The following is a 15,923-nucleotide window of genomic DNA, read 5'->3' on the forward strand; positions in this document are numbered from 1 at the left end:
ACCGCGCCGCAAGCGACTTCCATGGAACCGCTCGAAGCCGAGCTCTCTCGGGCCCGCGAGCTCGCCGTCGGCGACCTCGCCGACGCGATCGAGGCGATGGGCTTCGAGTGCACGCGCTGCGGCGGCTGCTGTACGGGGTACGCCCCCGACGAACCGGGCGGAGCGCCGGCGGGGGAGGGAGCGGACGATCCCGGTGACGCCGACGCTCCCGACCGCGAGCCCCACACGGCCACCGTCTTTCCGGACGGGGTCCGCGAGGTCGCCGCGGCGGCCGAGGACCGGTCCGGCGAGTCGTACGACTGGCGCGACGTCGCCCGCCCGATGCCGTTCGGGCTCTCCGAGGACGACGCGGGCGAGCAGACGGGCGAGACGTTCGAGTGGGCGCTCGCGACCGACGGCTGCGGCGACTGCACGTTCTACGAGGAGGAAGGCGGAGAAGGGGCCTGTACCGTCCACGACTCCCGACCGCTCATCTGTCGAACGTACCCGTTCAGCGTCGCGCTCGACGGGACGAGCCAGCCCATGGGCGAGGCGGTCGACGCCGAGGGGATCGTCCGCGCCCACGAGTGTGAGGGGCTCGGCCGCGACATCTCCCGCGAGGACGCCGAGGCGCTGGCCGCGTCGCTCAAGAAGCGCGCGGTCCGCGAGCTGGAGGAGGCGATCGGCGTCCGCGACGGCTACGACCCGACGGCGGGCGAGCGCGCCGACGGCGACGTCGTCGTCTTCGACTCGGAGGGACCGAAGGAGGCCGACGGGCGGCCGGTCGACGGGGACTAAGCGCCGAACCGCGCCCGCTGTTTTTAAATAACGTCCAGCGCCGCGTCGACGTCGGCGGCGATCGCCTCGCGCGCCGCCTCGTCCGGGAGCGTGAGCGGCGGGCGGACCGCCGGGTCCGGAATGAACCCGCGGTGCGCGGCCGCAACCTTCGTCGCGGGCGCGAACCCGTGGTCGCCGCACCGGTCGAAGAGCGGAGCGATCGCCTCACGGTGGAGCGTCAGCGCGCGGTCGTCGTCGCCGGCCCGGAGCGCCTCGCCGAGGGCGACGAAGACCTCCGGGATCACCTGCGAGAGCGCGTGGATCCCGCCGTCGACCCCGAGCGACGCGCTCGGGTACAGCAGGGCGTCGACGCCCTGGAAGACGGTGAACTCGTCCGGGGTCCGGTCGACGGCGGTGTCGATCGCGGAGATGTCGCCGCTGGTGTCTTTCAGGCCGACGATCGCCTCGCGCTCGGCCGCGGCGGCGAGGACGTCGGGGTCGATCGGCTCGCCGACCGTCGACGGGATGTCGTAGAGGAAGAGGGGGAGGGGGGCGTCGTCGGCGACCGCGTCGAGGAACGCCCGCTGCCCCGCCGGCGCCGTCGAGTTGTGGTAGTACGGGAGCGTTACCAGTCCCGCGTCCGCCCCGGCCGCGTCCGCGGCCCGGAGCCGGTCGAGGACGCCCGAGACGGTCGTGTCCGCCGCGCCCGCGATCACGGGGACCCGGCCGTCGGCCGCCTCGGCCGTCGTCTCGACGACCGCCCGTCGCTCCGCGTCGGTGAGGCTGGCGAACTCGCCCGTCGTCCCGCAGGGGACCATCCCGTCGAGGCCGGCGTCAACGAGCGTCGAGACGTGGCTCGCGAGCGCGTCGACGTCGACGTCGCCGTCGGCGTCGAAGGGGGTCACGATCGGGGGCGAGACGGCGCCGTACTGGAACTCGATGTCGCTCATGCCTCCGGGTTCGGCGGGCCGCGAAAAAGGCGTTACCCAAGCGGCGGTACAACTATACTGGTCCGTCGCCACGTATCGGTGGAGTCTACTATGGATATCTCAGAGAAGCTCCTCTGTCTGTTCAGCGCCGACGTCCGCGAGGCGGACGGCGAGTACGTCGTTGACGTCCCGCGTCGCGAGATCGAGACCGGATCGCTGGAGCCCGGCGAGACGTATCGGGTCGCGCTCATCTCCCGCTCGGAGAGCGAGTCGAACGACGAGACCGACGGCGACACCGACGTCTCGGCGTCCCGCGCCGACGACGGGCCCCAACCGCCCGTCGAGCCGGGCGAGATGCGATACGTCGAGATCGAGGACCTCGGCAAGCAGGGCGACGGCATCGCCCGCGTCGAGCGCGGCTACGTGATCATCGTCCCCGACACGCAGGTCGGCCAGCGCGTCAAAATCGAGATCACGGAGGTCAAGTCCAACTTCGCCGTCGGCGAGGTCGTCGAGGAATCGACGTAACAACGAGACGAAACGAGGAGACGGAACGACGGTCGCGATTCGCGGCCCGCCGCGGCGCCTCTCGCGAATCGTCGTGGCGTCTGCTGCGAATTGTCGTGGCGTCTGCTGCGAATTGTCGTGGCGTCTGCTGCGAATTGTCGTGGCTTCTATGTGCGATCCGCGCGTACGCAGTTTCATGGAGTCGATGAGCGTCGCCACCGCCCGAAGCCCCCGACGACTATGCCGCACATGAGCGTTCGACTGCCCGTCGCGAACGCTCCCGAATCGATCGGCGACCGCCGGGTCGGGCTCTCCCCGTCGGTGCTTTCGGACCTCGGCGTCGACCCCGGGGCGGCCGTGAGCGTCCGCGGCGGCCGGACCACCGTCGCGGTCGTGGCCGCGGTCGACGACGACCCCGGCGGGGCCTGTCTCCCCGGCCCGATCCGCCGGAACGCCGACGTCGATCCCGGCGACACGGTCACGGTCGAACCCGCCGACCCCGCCGCGGCGTCGGCGGTCACCCTCCGACTCGACGAGTCGATGGACCTCACCCGCGCGGCGGCCGCCCTGCGTCGCCGCATCGAGGGGACGGCCGTCTCCGTCGGCGACGAGGTCGAGGCGACCCTGCTCGGCGGCGCGCTGTCGCTCTCGTTCGCCGTCGACGACGTGGCGCCGTCCTCGCCCGGGATCGTCGGGGAGGAGACCGAGATCGACGTGACGACCGACGAGGGGACGGCGGCGGTCGTGAGCAAGCCCGACGCCGCCGACTCCGACGGCGTCGTGCCCGCGGCGACGTTCCGGGACCTCCGCGAGGCGGCCGCGACCCGGCTCGACGGCCGCGAGTCGTTCGCGGCGGCCGGCCGCGCGACCACGCTCGGGCTCCTCCTCGAAGGGCCGCGCGGGGCCGGCAAGACGACGCTCGTTGAGGCGGTCGCGGCCGCGGTCGACGCGACCCTCGTCACGGCCTCGGCCGCGCGGCTGCGCGGCGAGAGCGCGGGCGACCGCGACCGCCGGCTCGACCGCGTCGTCGAGGCCGCGGGCGACGCCGACCGGGCGGTGGTCCTCCTCGACGACCTCGAGGTCCTCGGCGACGACGGCGCCGGCGCGACGCTCGGCGACCGCCTCCGAGAGACGCTCGACGAGCTGCGGGCCACGGACGGGACGGTCGTGGTCGGGGCGACTACGGACGCCGAGCGCGTCCCCGAGGCGCTGCGGCGCGGCGGGCGGTTCGACCGGGAGGTCGAGCTCGCGCCCCTGAGCGTCGAGGACCGGGAGGAGGCGCTCAGGAGGGTCGCCCGCGACGTGCCGCTCGCGATGGACGTCGACTTCCCGGCGACGGCGACCCGGATCAACGGGTTCGTCCTCGCCGACGTCGCGGTACTCGTCGACGCCGCGTTGGAGCGGGCGGTGCGCCGGGAGGGGCGCACCGCGGTCCGGCAGGCCGACCTCGACCGGGCGATGGAGTCGATCGACCCGGGCGGGCTGAGGGACGTCGCCGTCGACGTCCCGTCGGTCTCGTGGGACGAGGTCGGCGGGCTGGAGGCGGCGAAACGCGAGATCGTCCGCGCAGTCTACTGGCCCTTGGAGTACGCCGACCGCTTCGAGCGCGCCGGCATCGAGCCGCCCTCGGGCGTGCTACTGTACGGCCCGCCCGGCACCGGGAAGACGCTGCTGGCGCGGGCGGCCGCCAGCCTCAGCGATGCGAACTTTATCTCGGTGAACGGCCCGGAGCTGTTGAACCGCTACGTCGGCGCGAGCGAGCAGGCGGTGCGGGACCTGTTCGCGACGGCGCGGGAGAACGCCCCGGCCGTCGTCTTCTTCGACGAGGTCGACGCGATCTCCCCGAAGCGGCGCGGCGACGACACCGGCGCCGGCGAACGCGTCGTCTCCCAGCTCTTGACCGAGCTCGACGGGCTCGAACCCCTGACGGACGTCGTCGTCGTCGCGGCGACCAACCGCCCCGACTCGATCGACGAGGCGCTGCTACGGCCGGGCCGGATCGAGAAGGCGGTCGAGACGCCCCTGCCCGACGAGGCGGCGCGGCGGGAGATTCTCGCGATCCACACGCGGAACACGCCGACGACCTCGGCGGTCGACCTCGACGCGCTGGCGGCTCGGACCGCCGGATACAGCGGCGGCGACATCGCCGCGCTGGTGCGGGAGGCCGCGATGCTCGCCATCGAGGAGACGATCGTCGACGAGGACGGCGACGCCGACGGCCTGCACGAGGCGATCGCGGTCGACGTCGACCACTTCGAGCGCGCGCTCGCCGAGACCGCGCCCTCGGTGACCGAGCCCGAGGAGCTGACGGCGTCGACGCAGGAGTAAGTGAGACGGCCGAACCGCCCTCGCCGGTCGAACAAGGGAACCAGCGGGACCCACACGGTGACCGAACAAAGTGAGGTCGCGAGAGACAGCGCCGCTGCGGTCGTTTCAGCCGGTCGATCGCTCTTGATTATTTAAATAGGCGGAGCCGGCAGTGCCGTCACGAGAGCCTTCGGCGTCGTCACGGAATCCACTAGGTCGGCGACAGCGTTCGGGACTGACGCTATCCGCGCTCTTCGTGGAGATTAAGCACGAAGTAGGCGATCCCGAACGCGGCGAGCAGCTCCACCGCCGAGACCATCCAGAACGCGGTCTCGAAGGCGAACCCCTGGCGTTCCAGCGTCGGCAGCGCGAACAGCGCGGCGGACGCGAGGGCGAAGCAGACGCCGATCCCGACGGCCGACGTGGTGTTTAGTACGGCGACAGTTTCGGTTGATTCGTTGGACATGGATGGTGTATGAGTGTAAAAAGTAGTACAACGGTTTAAGGGCCGGTGCGAGAGGTCGGGAACGCCTCAGTCGGCGGCCGACGCCTCGCCCGCAGACGGCTCCGGCGCCTCGGTGTCACCGAGGATGGCGCGACTGCGCAGGAGGATGAACCCGAAGCCGACCTTCGCGCTCACGTCCAGCACCATGAACAGGAGGGTCTCGATGCCGAGGCCGACGACGCCGGCGCCCTCGGTCCCGATGATCCACAGGATCGGGTAGGCCGTCCAGAGGACCAAAGTCAGCACGGTCAACGTGTTGAACGTGCTCTGAACCTCCGCCGAGCGCTGCTTGGCCGCGCTACGGAGGCTCGTGGCGAGGAAGTACAGCACGACGATCATCGCGATCGTGCTGAACAGCCACCACGTGTACCGAGCGAGCATCGTCTTCGACAGGGCGCCGATGAGACCGGTGACGATCATCAGCGCGTCGACGCCGATCAGCGTACCGATGCTGACCCGGTCGACTTTCGCGAGCAGCGCGAGGTCAAGCAGGAGCAGCGGCGTGGTGAACAGCCAGTCTGCGTACCGCGCGTAGTAGATTTCAAGCGTACCGCGACCGACGACTTCGACTTCGGTCAGTCCGACGCCGAAGAACATCGACAGATACGCGGCCGACGCGATACCCGGCACGAGGATCGTGATCGCGTAGTACTCACGGGCCTCCTTGTCCGTGACCCCCCATCCCTGTATGAGGAAGTAGAAGGTCCCGATGAGCATGAATATCGTTCCGATACCTAGCCACAGCGTTTCGGGCCGACCGTCCCCGAGGACGTCGAACCCTGCCTGTAGTACTGTCGGATCCATACGCAACCATAGGTACAGTCTATTGGACAATCAACTTCGACACATCATAGTTAGGTATCCGATACCGATTCGTCGACCCGGATTTTAGTATCGTGTTTTGAATATCTGGAATAAAATGTGATTCGGCGGGTTTCGCGCCGGTCGAGACCCCCAACGACGACGGTTTCACCCCGGCGTTGGCCGCCGCCGGCGGGGCGACCCTTACTGGTGACCCAAAACGAAACCCGTCTGGCGATCATAATGCCCGTATGGCAAACGACGAGACCGAAACGGAGACCGAAACGACGGACCAAGTCGAAGAAGAGACGGAACAGACGACCGAGACGGAGGCGACGGCGCTCGACATGGAGGCGCTCGACACGTACGAGGACCGCGTGGAGGAGCTCTCGTCGGCGCTGGAGGAACGGGAGGAGACGATCGAGGACCTCGAGTCGGTGGTCGAGGCGCAGTCCGAGCAGATCGAGAAGCTCGAGGACCGGTTCCTTGACCTGTCCGCGCGCGTCGCGGACGGGCGGAACCTCGGCGTCTGTCCGGAGTGTAACGGGCCGACGGAGAAGCAGGAGCGCCTGTTCCGGAGCGACACGATCGAGTGTCTGCGGTGCGGCGAGGTCATCCACACGTACTGAGCCGCGCGCGCGGTCCGCCCTCGCGCGACGGCGGCGCCAGGGAGACGGCTACTCGTCGGCGTCGTCGCGCCCGGCCGAGACGCGGGCGTCCCAGTAGGAGACGGAGGCCACGTAGTCGCCCGGGACCGTGTTCCCGGCGACCTCGTCGAGGGCGCGGAAGGGCTTCGCGACGGGGCCGGGGAGTTCGCGGTAGAAGCCGTACGGCAGCACGAAATCGTGCTCCTCGCCGGCGAGCGTCAGGTCCGCGGCGCGCAGCATGTCGACCACCTGCCGCTCGGAGTAGAGCCGGGAACCCATCGGGAGCAGCCGGGTGTACAGCGTCCGGAGGCTGCGGCTGTTGAACGTGTCGAAGAACACCTGATCGGCGCTGACGCGGCGCAGTTCGCGGGCGAACGGCACCGGGTCGTCCATCAGGTGGAAAAAGCGCATCGCGACCACCGTGTCGAAGTGGTCGTCCGGGAACGGGAGCCGGGAGGCGTCGCCGCGGACGAACTCCACCGTGTCGGAGAGCCCCGCCTCGGCCGCGTTCTGTCGCCCCTGTTCGAGCATCTCGCGGGAGATGTCGAGCCCGACGATGTCGGCGCCTTGGTCCGCGAGCATGGTCGTGAACCGGCCGGTTCCGCAGGCGACCTCCAGCACGCGGCGACCCTCCTCGATCGGTCCCAGCGCAGAGAGGACCGCCTCCTTCTCGCGCCGGTCGATGAGCTCTCCGCCGCCCGAGAACCTGACGTCCTCGTACTCCTCCGCGACCTCGTCGGCCTGGTACCAGTCCTGTCCCTTCACGTTGTGCGTACTGCACACGCGACCGACAAAACCGTACTGGATGCGGTCGGGGACGGAGGCAGGGCGACCGACGATCGCGGACCGAACCCGACCCGGGCGACACCCCCGACCGAGCGTAATGCGGTGCCTACTCGCTCACCGAGACCGGCCGACCGATTCCTCGACGGTCACGGTGACGCGTCACGGACCGGACGCGGGAAATCCCGCCCGATCGATCGGGTTCGACGGACGACTGGAACGTGATATTAACACATTATATTCTCCCAATCGGATTCCCCAATATGTAGCTAACCTTTACCAATAAGCGATGAGTTGAGCAGCGTATGAGTACCAGTCCAGCGGAGACCGCCGACCAAGACCGCCTCTCGGAGAGCGAGTACCGCGACCGCTTGCGCGAACTTCCCCCCAGCGCTAAGCTCGTCGCCAAAGTACTGGAGGGCGACTCCCCCCTCTCGCAGGGCGGGCTCGCCGAGGAGTCGCTCCTGCCCGACCGCACCGTTCGCTACGCGCTCAACCGCCTGGAGGAGGAGGGGCTCGTCGACTCCCGCTACAGCTTCAAGGACGCCCGCAAGCAGGTCTATTACCTGACAATTTAACCGGAACGACCGTCGAGGACGCACGGAGCCCTTTTTATTCCCTCGCCCCGACATCCAAGCGTATGGAGCTCTCGGTCGTCGTACCGACCCTCAACGGGCGAGACCGGCTGGCCGCCTGTCTCGATGCGCTGGCGACACACGCCCCCGAGGCGGAGGTGATCGTCGCCAACGGCCCGTCCGCGGACGGGACGACCGGGATGGTGCGCGACCGGGACGACGTCGACGTGCTCGTCGAGATATCGGACCGGACGGTCAACGTCGCCCGCAACGCCGGCATCGAGGTCGCGACCGGCGACGCGGTCGCCTTCGTCGACTACGACAACCGGATCGGTGAGGGGTGGTTCGACGCGGTCCGGGCCGGGCTCGACGACGCCAAGGCGGTGACGGGACCGGTGACGCCGCTCGAATCGTCTCGCGGGGCCGGACGCGACGACGACGAAGGGGTCGGCGACGGTGACCGAGACGACGGGAGCGACGACGCCGGCAAGACAGACGACGCCGGCAAGACCGACGACGCCGGCAAGACCGACGACGACCTGGGCCCCGAACGCCGGACGATCGCCGGCCGGGACGTCACCTACTTCGCCGGCGGGAACGTCGCTTTCCGCCGGGAGACGCTCCGAGACCTCGACGGCTTCGACGAGTACCTCCGGACCGGAGGCGCGCGCGACGCGGCCCACCGTCTCGCGCAGATGGACCGCGAGGTCGCGTGGCGCGACGACCTCGCCGTGACCGCGGAGCCGCCCAGCCCGACCGCGGTCGACGGCGGGCGCAGCGCCCGCGAGTGGGGCTGGAAGTACCGGGCGCTCGCGTACCGGCTGCTGAAGAACTACGGGGTCCGGCCGACGGTGATCGCACGGGCCGGCTCGCACGCCGCGACGGACGCGATCGGCGCGGCCGCCGACGTGGTCCGCGGCGAGTCGACGCCGTCGCGGTGGCTTGCGACCGGTCGAGACGTGCTCGTCGGCCTCGCCAGCGGGAGCTCGGACGGCCTCGTCGCCCGGAGCCGAGACCGGAGCCACGCCCGGAACCCGAACGGGCTCTCGGAGCGCGCCGACCGCGCCGTGGCGAAGTACGACCGGCGGACGGAGTGACCCCGCGCCTTTTAACCTCCGGCGTCGTCTACGGCCGGTAACGAATGGGACTCACGAAGCGGATCATCCCCTGTATCGACGTCGACCTCGACGACGACGGGGACGCGGCGGTGTACACGGGCGTCAACTTCGAGAACCTGGAGTACACCGGCGACCCGGTCGAGCTGGCGAAGAAGTACAACGCGGCCGGGGCCGACGAGTTCGTCTTCCTCGACATCACCGCGAGCGCCGAGGGGCGCGAGACGATGCTCGACGTGGTGAACGCGGTCGCGGACGAGTGTTTCATCCCGCTGACGGTCGGCGGCGGCATCCGCACCAAGGCCGACATCAAGGAGACCCTCCGCGCGGGCGCGGACAAGGTATCGATCACGACCGGCGCCCTGGAGCGTCCCGCGCTCATCGAGGAGGGCGCGGCCGCGTTCGGCAGCCAGTGTATCGTCATCTCGATCGACGCGCGCCGCCGCCACGACGACGCGGGCGAGCACTTCTACGAGGACGACGACGGCGAGACGGTGTGGTTCGAGTGCACGAAGAAGGGCGGACGCGAGGGCACCGGCGTCGACGCCGTCTCGTGGGCGAAGGAGGCCGAGGAGCGCGGCGCCGGCGAGCTGTTCGTCAACTCCATCGACATGGACGGGACGAAGGACGGTTACGACATCCCGCTGATGAACGCGGTCGGGGAGGCCGTCTCCACCCCTCTCATCGCCTCCTCGGGCTGCGGCGGCCCCGAGGACATGTACGACGTGTTCACCGAGGCGAACGCCGACGCCGGGCTCGCCGCCTCCATCTTCCACTTCGGCGACTACTCCATCGAGGAGACGAAGCGGTACCTCGACGAGCGCGGCGTCCCCGTCCGGCTGTGAACGACCGATCGTGATTCCTACTCGGAACTGAAATAACGTCCGTTCACAACTGACGTTGTTTCTGATAGCGGCGATCGAAACCAACAGTTATTATGTGAACCCGAGCGAAGCGTAACGTATGTCCACGTCACCGACGCGTGTCCGTGCCGAGCGTCCGGAGCTCGTCTGTAAGCGGACCGACGACGGCTCGGGGGACGGGGAGGTGACGTTCTTCGAGCGGGAGCGCGATCCCGACGAGCGGACGACGCGGTGGATCACGGTCCGGGAGGCGGACTGCGTGTCGCGCGACGAGTGGCGGTAACACGGCGGTTCCGATCGGTTTTTAGTCGGTCGGGCGAGCGTTGAGAGTTCGGTGAGTGCTGTCATATCCTCAGTCGCTCGCTTATCAATGGCTGATAGCGGATTGACGGGGAACATCTCCGAACCTCCAGCCGCTCATTTATATACGGTCGAGAACGCATCGACGGCCAACGCTTCCAAAGCCCCAGCCGCGAGGACGACCTACGCTCGCTGTCGTTCGAGACGCCGAAGGCGTCTCGTGATGACGAGAGAGCTTCGCTCTCTCGAACCACGCTCCTCAGTCGCTCGTTTCACTCGCTCCTTCTGGTGCTTGCGTCGCCTAAGCCGTCCTCGCGACTGCCCTTTTGAGTCCCGCCCCGACCGCAACCGCACCGCAGCCTCACACCTCCCCAACCTCGGCGGACGAACCGGCGCGGGCGGAGCCGCGCCGGCCCACCGCCTCCCTCGCACGCGCTCCTTCGCGGCCGCCGGAGGCGGCCGCTCGGAGGCGCGCGCGCCACCGCACCAGTTACTTATAAAAGGGCGTCGGGGTCGCCGCTCGATTCACAGCCGCTCGCCGGCGTAGTACCGCTCCTCCACGCGCCGGTCGAACAGCCGCGAGACGAGGGTCGTCAGGGGGCCTTCGACGCCCTCGCCGTCCCCGCCGACTCCGAGCCCGTCGACCGTCTCGACGGGCCGGACCTCCCACGTCGAGTTGGTGAGGAAGACCTCGTCGGCCTCGCGGACCGCGTCGGGCGCGTACGTCCCCTCCTCCACCGGGATCCCCTCCGCCTCCGCGATCTCGATCACGGTCCGACGGGTGACGCCGGGGAGGACGGGGCCGTCGAGCGAGGGCGTCTTGAGGGCGGTCCCGTCCGCGAAAAAGAGGTTCGCGGTCGCGCCCTCGGCGACGTCGCCCGCGGCGTCGAGCATGAGCGCCTCGTCGGCGCCGGTGACCCGGAGCTCCAGCCGGGCCAAAATTCCGTTGAGGTAGTTGTGCGTCTTCGCGTCCGCCGGGAGCGCCCGGGAGGACGGCTTGCGGGTCTTCGTCGTCTGGACCGCGGCCGGCCCGTCGTGGACCGGCTCCGAGTCGACGCCGCCGCGGGGGAGCGGCTTCGCGACCACGACGACGGTCGGGTCGACCTCGGGTCTCGGGTCGAGCGTGCCGGGCTGGACCCCGCGGGTGACGGAGAGCTTCACGTACGCGTCCGTGAGGTCGTTGGCGGCGAGCGTCTCGTCGATCCGCGCCTTCAGGTCCGCGTCCGCGAGGCCGTGGTTGAGGTCGAGCGTCTCGCAGGTGTCGGCGAGCCGTGCGGCGTGAGCCCCCCACCGGAAGACCTCCCCGCCGTACGCGCGCATCGTCTCGAAGGCGGCGTCGCCGTAGGCGAACCCGCGGTCCTCGACCGAGACGGTCGCCTCGCTCGCGGGCACGACCTCGCCGTCGACGTGGTAGCGCAGTTCCTCGCCGACGTCGCTGTCGCTCGGCTCCTCACTCATGCGTCTCGCACACCTCCACGAAGTTCGCGACCATCGCCTTCCCCCGCGGCGTGAGGATGCTCTCGGGGTGGAACTGCACGCCGATGTGGGGCTTCTCGCGGTGACGCACCCCCATCACGACCTCGCGCTCGTCCTCGGTGCGGGCGGTCTCGACCAGCCCGTCCGGGAGGTCGCCGCGCTCGACGCACAGCGAGTGATACCGCCCGACGCGGAGCCGGTCGGGGAGCCCCGCGAACACGCCCGACCCGTCGTGGGCGATCGTCGAGGGCTTCCCGTGGACGACGTCCGGGGCGTGACCCACCCGGCTCCCGCGGCTCGCGCACAGCGCCTGGTGGCCGAGACAGACGCCGAGGACGGGGACCGCGAGGTCGAAGGCGGCCGTCGAGATGCCGGCCTCGGCCGGGGTGCCCGGACCCGGCGAGACGACGACGCCGTCGGGGTCGAGCGCGCGGATCCCCTCGAGGTCGACCGCGTCGTTCCGCCGGACCGCGACCGCGCCGGCGACCTCGCCGACGTACTGGACGAGGTTGTACGCGAACGAGTCGTAGTTGTCGACGACGAGGACCCGGGCGTCCGAGTCGCCGGCGCCGGGTCGCCAGCCGGTGTCGCTGAGCGGCCGGTCAGTCATCGCTCGCCTCCGGCCCCTCCGCGTCGCTCGCGTCTCCGGTCCCGCTCACGGCCATCCCGCCGGCCGCGAGCGCCTCGTCCGTCGCGGTCACCAGCGCGCGCGCCTTCGCGAGCGTCTCCTCGTACTCCGCGTCCGGCTCGGAGTCGTGGACGATCCCGGCGCCGACGCGCAGGTGGTACTCCCCGCCGTGCCGGACCAGCGTCCGGATGACGATGTTCAGCGTCGCGCGGCCGTCGAAGCCCGCGGCCAGCATCGAGCCGGTGTACGGCCCCCGTCGCGTCGCCTCCAGCTCGTCGATGATCTCCATCGTCCGCGGCTTGGGCGCGCCCGTGATCGTCCCGCCGGGGAAACACGCCGCGACCGCGTCGGCGACGCCCACGCCCGACCGCGCCTCCCCCTCGACGAGGCTCACGAGGTGCATCACCTCGCTGTACCGGTCGACGCGGCGGTACTCCGCGACGTCGACCGTGCCGAACTTCGAGACCTTCCCGAGGTCGTTGCGCTCCAGGTCGACGAGCATCGCGTGTTCGGCGCGCTCCTTCGCGTCGCCGGTCAGCTCCGATTCGAGCGCGTCGTCGTCCGCGGGCGTCTCTCCGCGGGGTCGCGTCCCGGCGATGGGCTCGGTCACGAGGCGAGCGCCGCGGTCGGGGTCGTCGGTCGGGACGCGCTCCAAGAGGAGCTCCGGGCTCGCGCTCACGAGGTCGACGCCGACGGGGGGCCCGCCCGTCTCCTCGCTTCTCCCCTCTCGCGAGAACTCGATCAGCCCGGAGTACGGTGCCGGGTTCACCGCCCGGAGCGCGTCGTACGCCTCGACCGGGTGGACCGCGGCCGGCGCCCGGAGGCGCTGCGAGACGTTCGCCTGGAAGGTGTCGCCGTCGCGGACGTACCCCTTCACCCGGCGGACCGCCTCGGCGTACCCCTCGCGACCGGTGTCGCTCTCGAAGGTCGCCGTCGACGCGTCCGGGTCGGGGGCGGGCCCGACGCCCGGGTCGCCCGTCCGGATCCGGTCGACGAGGTCGCCCGCCCGCGCCGCCCCCTCGTCGAACAGCGCGTCGAGAGCGTCGCCGTCGGCGGTCGGATCATCGAGCCCCGCGGGGACCCGAGGACAGGCGGTCACGCGGAGGGTGACGGGCGGCGCCGCGCTCGCGGCCTCGGCGTCGTCGCCGTCGTTCACCGGGCACTCCCACGCCGCGATCCGGTCGAAGACGCCGATCTGGAGCCGCGGGAGGCCGCGGTCGTCGACCGCGCCGGGACCGGCCGGCGCGGGCGCCGGGAACGACTCCAGCTCGCGGGCGACGTCGTAGGAGAGCCAGCCGAACGCGCCGCAGGGATAGGGGACCTCGCAGTCGCCGCGCGCGAGGGCCTCCCCGTCGAGCAGTCCCTGGAGCGCCGCGAGCGTCGGGCTCGGGCGCCGGTAGTCGCCCCCTGCTCCCTCAGCGGTCTCGGCGACCACCGCCTCGCCCGAGACGCTCAGTCGCTCGACCGGGTCGACGCCGAAGTAGCCCCAGCCGGACTGCCCGCCCGTGGTCTCGTAACAGAAGCCGCCGGGGCCGTCGCGGGCCCGGCGGTAGGCCGCGAAGGGGTCGTCGACGGCGATCCGGCGCTCGACCGGGACGCGGGCTCCCGCGGGCGCCGCGGCGGCGGCCTCGCGGAACCGGTCCCGGTCGGTGTGTACCGATCGCTGCATGTGACCCGGTTCGGCGGGCGCGACGAAACAGTTGCGGTCGGGCGCCTCAGAACTCGCTCGCCCGTTCGATCCACGTCGAGGCGCGGCTCTCGCCGACGCTGGTTCCCTCTGCGACGGCCTCGGCGTCGGCGTCCGCGAGGTCCTCGACGGTCTCGATGCCGACCTCGGCGAGCCGCTCGGCGTAGGCCGGGCCGATCCCCTTGAGCTCCTCGACGTCGGTCCCGACGTCGTCGGCGTCGACCGCGACCTTTCCCGTCCCGGCGTCGACGGCCTCCGCCTGTTCGGCGGCGGTGTCGTCGTCGGCCGTCTCGTACTCGCTCGTGTCGGTTTCCTCGACCTCGGTCGCGTCCGCCTCGACGGCTTCGCTCCCATCTGCCCCGTCCGCCTCGTCGACCTCGCTTTCGTCGTCGACAAGCGACTCCGTGGAAGCTGCCGCGTCCGTCCCGGCGGCGACGGGCTCCGCGTCCTCGCGGTCGTCGCTCCCGGCGGCCTCCTCGGCGGCCGGGTCGCTCTCGACGGTCACTTCCGCCTCCGTGTCGTCGCGCTCGGTGCGACCGGTCCCGAACCCGAGTTTCTCCTTGATCTTCTGCAGTAGGGCCATCGACGAGGCATACGCCCGTGGGATATTTAAAAGCCCTCGCCGGTGCCCCGCGCTCGCCGCCAGAGGCGCCGCCGCGGAGCGGGTCGGTCTCGCGGGTTTATAAGAGTCGTCGGTCCCTCCGACGGGTATGGACATCGTCAACCCGGTCATGTGGTCGCTCCACGTCGGCTTCGCGATCCTCTGGACCGGCAGCGTGTTGTTCGTCACCCTTGCGGTGCTCCCGCCGGCGCTCCGCGGCGACGTCGGCGCCGACGCCCTCGGGTCTATCGTGGGTCGACTCCGGTGGATCACCCGGATCGCCGCCCTCGCTTTCCTCGCGTCCGGCGGCCACATGGCTGGGACGCTGTACACCTTCGAGTCGCTCACCGGGACCGGGCGGGGTCACCTCGTGGTGACGATGATCGCGCTCTGGTTCCTGATCACCGGCCTCGTCGAGGTCGCGAGCGGGAAGCTGACCGACGGGCTCGACGCCGGCAAGCTCCGCGAGCCCGCCCGCGACGCGAAGCCGTTCCTCTACGGCGCCGCCGGGCTCTCCGCGGTCCTCGTCGTCACCGCCGGGCTGTTGGCGACTCCGGGGATTATTTAAAAGAGTAAACGCCCTCTCGACGCCGCGTGACTACTCCAACTCCGCCCGCAGCGCCGCGTTCATCGCGTCCACGGGCGCCTCTCGGCCGGTCCAGATCTCGAACGCTTCGACCCCCTGGAACAGCAGCATCCACGCCCCGTCGACCGTTGTCGCGCCCGCCGCGGCCGCCTCGCGCAGGAGCCGCGTCTCGATCGGCGCGTACACCGCGTCGAGGACGGCCAGGTCGCCGTGCAGGTGTTCCGCGGGCACCGGCGTCTCCTCGGGCGCCTCCATCCCGACGCTGGTGGCGTTGACTAGCACGTCCGCGCCGGCGACGCGCTCGCCGAGGTCGTCGAGGCCGCCGCCGCTCGCTCCGGGGACCGCCTCGGCCAGCGAGACGGCCCGCTCGGCGGTGCGGTTCGCCACGCGGACGCTCGTGCCCGCGTCGGCCAGCGCGAACGCCGCGGCCCGTCCGGCGCCGCCGGCCCCGACGACGACCGCCTCCTTCCCGTCGAGCGCGACGTCGTGGTGCGCGAAGGCGCGCTTCACGCCGGCCGCGTCGGTGTTGTGACCCCGGGGCCGGTCGGTCTCGCCGGCGCGCATCGGTCCGAAGTCGACCGTGTTGACCGCGCCGATGCGCGCCGCGAGGGGGGCGGCGTCGACCGCGTCGAGGACGTCGCGTTTGAACGGCACCGTGACGTTGAGCCCGGCGACGCCGAGGTCTGCGGCGCCCGCGACCGCCGCGGCCGCCGCGTCGGCGTCCGGCTCGAAGGTGACGTAGCGCGCGTCGATCCCGAGCGCCTCGTAGCCGGCCTCGTGGAGCGGCGGCGACAGCGAGTGCTCGACCGGGTTCCCGATCAGTCCGTACACGTCCATGGACGCTCACGCGGCCGCGA

At 70.8% G+C, this 15,923-nt stretch carries 18 protein-coding genes; 9 read left to right on the forward strand and 9 right to left on the reverse strand.

Annotated features, from left to right (window positions below; translation table 11 throughout):
* Positions 1 to 21 precede the first annotated feature (21 nt).
* Positions 22 to 777 (forward strand): YkgJ family cysteine cluster protein, encoded by a 756-nt coding sequence (locus N5096_RS03950; RefSeq protein ID WP_267663030.1) that lies wholly within the window; start codon positions 22 to 24, stop codon positions 775 to 777.
* A 23-nt stretch (positions 778 to 800) separates the two neighbouring features.
* Here the strand turns inward: N5096_RS03950 and N5096_RS03955 are convergent, their stop codons facing one another.
* Positions 801 to 1,706: a dihydrodipicolinate synthase family protein gene (locus tag N5096_RS03955; RefSeq protein WP_267663031.1), complete on the reverse strand. Its 906-nt coding sequence runs from the start codon at positions 1,704 to 1,706 to the stop codon at positions 801 to 803.
* Positions 1,707 to 1,796: 90 nt separating this feature from the next.
* Between N5096_RS03955 and N5096_RS03960 the strand changes: the two genes are divergently transcribed.
* Together N5096_RS03960 and N5096_RS03965 are read left to right on the forward strand one after the other, a co-directional pair.
* Positions 1,797 to 2,213 (forward strand): TRAM domain-containing protein, encoded by a 417-nt coding sequence (locus N5096_RS03960; RefSeq protein ID WP_267663032.1) that lies wholly within the window; start codon positions 1,797 to 1,799, stop codon positions 2,211 to 2,213.
* Positions 2,214 to 2,441: 228 nt separating this feature from the next.
* Positions 2,442 to 4,520 (forward strand): AAA family ATPase, encoded by a 2,079-nt coding sequence (locus tag N5096_RS03965; protein WP_267663033.1) that lies wholly within the window; start codon positions 2,442 to 2,444, stop codon positions 4,518 to 4,520.
* A 220-nt stretch (positions 4,521 to 4,740) separates the two neighbouring features.
* Here the strand turns inward: N5096_RS03965 and N5096_RS03970 are convergent, their stop codons facing one another.
* The gene (locus N5096_RS03970; protein ID WP_267663034.1) at positions 4,741 to 4,965 is read right to left on the reverse strand and encodes a hypothetical protein; all 225 of its coding nucleotides are present in this window, start codon (positions 4,963 to 4,965) and stop codon (positions 4,741 to 4,743) included.
* A 66-nt stretch (positions 4,966 to 5,031) separates the two neighbouring features.
* A complete protein-coding gene (locus tag N5096_RS03975; protein WP_267663035.1) occupies positions 5,032 to 5,808 on the reverse strand; it encodes a bacteriorhodopsin in 777 nt (258 codons plus the stop codon).
* Positions 5,809 to 6,056: 248 nt separating this feature from the next.
* On the opposite strand from N5096_RS03975, the gene N5096_RS03980 reads away from it, so the two are divergent.
* Positions 6,057 to 6,434, forward strand: a complete 378-nt coding sequence (locus N5096_RS03980) for a hypothetical protein (protein ID WP_267663036.1) — start codon at positions 6,057 to 6,059, stop codon at positions 6,432 to 6,434.
* Between the two features lie 48 nt (positions 6,435 to 6,482).
* On the opposite strand, the gene N5096_RS03985 is transcribed toward N5096_RS03980, so the two are convergent.
* Positions 6,483 to 7,217, reverse strand: coding sequence for a class I SAM-dependent methyltransferase (locus N5096_RS03985; protein ID WP_267663037.1), 735 nt, complete (start codon positions 7,215 to 7,217; stop codon positions 6,483 to 6,485).
* Between the two features lie 323 nt (positions 7,218 to 7,540).
* Here N5096_RS03985 and N5096_RS03990 point away from each other — a divergent pair, with 323 nt between their 5' ends.
* The 4 genes from N5096_RS03990 (at position 7,541) to N5096_RS04005 (ending at position 10,071) form a co-directional block, all read left to right on the forward strand.
* Positions 7,541 to 7,813 carry a helix-turn-helix domain-containing protein gene (locus N5096_RS03990; RefSeq protein ID WP_144799560.1) on the forward strand — a complete coding sequence of 91 codons (273 nt, stop codon included), beginning with the start codon at positions 7,541 to 7,543 and terminating at the stop codon, positions 7,811 to 7,813.
* 62 nt (positions 7,814 to 7,875) lie between these two features.
* Positions 7,876 to 8,907, forward strand: coding sequence for a glycosyltransferase (locus tag N5096_RS03995; RefSeq protein ID WP_267663038.1), 1,032 nt, complete (start codon positions 7,876 to 7,878; stop codon positions 8,905 to 8,907).
* 44 nt (positions 8,908 to 8,951) lie between these two features.
* Complete coding sequence (gene hisF / locus N5096_RS04000) at positions 8,952 to 9,770, forward strand: imidazole glycerol phosphate synthase subunit HisF (RefSeq protein WP_267663039.1); 819 nt, start codon at positions 8,952 to 8,954, stop codon at positions 9,768 to 9,770.
* A gap of 118 nt (positions 9,771 to 9,888) precedes the next feature.
* Positions 9,889 to 10,071 carry a DUF7511 domain-containing protein gene (locus N5096_RS04005; protein WP_267663040.1) on the forward strand — a complete coding sequence of 61 codons (183 nt, stop codon included), beginning with the start codon at positions 9,889 to 9,891 and terminating at the stop codon, positions 10,069 to 10,071.
* Positions 10,072 to 10,613: 542 nt separating this feature from the next.
* Here N5096_RS04005 and N5096_RS04010 read toward each other — a convergent pair.
* From N5096_RS04010 to N5096_RS04025, 4 genes are read right to left on the reverse strand one after another with little or no spacing between them, the layout of a single operon-like run.
* On the reverse strand, positions 10,614 to 11,546 hold the full coding sequence (locus tag N5096_RS04010; protein WP_267663041.1) for an aminotransferase class IV: 933 nt from the start codon (positions 11,544 to 11,546) through the stop codon (positions 10,614 to 10,616).
* Positions 11,539 to 12,174 (reverse strand): anthranilate synthase component II, encoded by a 636-nt coding sequence (locus N5096_RS04015; protein WP_267663042.1) that lies wholly within the window; start codon positions 12,172 to 12,174, stop codon positions 11,539 to 11,541. The genes N5096_RS04010 and N5096_RS04015 overlap by 8 nt, the downstream gene beginning before the upstream one ends.
* Complete coding sequence (locus N5096_RS04020) at positions 12,167 to 13,861, reverse strand: anthranilate synthase component I family protein (protein ID WP_267663043.1); 1,695 nt, start codon at positions 13,859 to 13,861, stop codon at positions 12,167 to 12,169. Before N5096_RS04020 ends, N5096_RS04015 begins: the two co-directional genes overlap by 8 nt.
* A 46-nt stretch (positions 13,862 to 13,907) precedes the next feature.
* Positions 13,908 to 14,462: a helix-hairpin-helix domain-containing protein gene (locus N5096_RS04025; protein ID WP_267663044.1), complete on the reverse strand. Its 555-nt coding sequence runs from the start codon at positions 14,460 to 14,462 to the stop codon at positions 13,908 to 13,910.
* Positions 14,463 to 14,589: 127 nt separating this feature from the next.
* On the opposite strand from N5096_RS04025, the gene N5096_RS04030 reads away from it, so the two are divergent.
* Positions 14,590 to 15,048, forward strand: coding sequence for a transporter (locus N5096_RS04030; RefSeq protein WP_267663045.1), 459 nt, complete (start codon positions 14,590 to 14,592; stop codon positions 15,046 to 15,048).
* A 30-nt stretch (positions 15,049 to 15,078) separates the two neighbouring features.
* On the opposite strand, the gene N5096_RS04035 is transcribed toward N5096_RS04030, so the two are convergent.
* Positions 15,079 to 15,903: a shikimate dehydrogenase gene (locus N5096_RS04035; protein WP_267663046.1), complete on the reverse strand. Its 825-nt coding sequence runs from the start codon at positions 15,901 to 15,903 to the stop codon at positions 15,079 to 15,081.
* Positions 15,904 to 15,923 lie beyond the last annotated feature (20 nt).

Origin of the sequence: Halorubrum yunnanense, assembly GCF_026586675.1 — an archaeon.
Lineage (GTDB): Archaea > Halobacteriota > Halobacteria > Halobacteriales > Haloferacaceae > Halorubrum > Halorubrum yunnanense.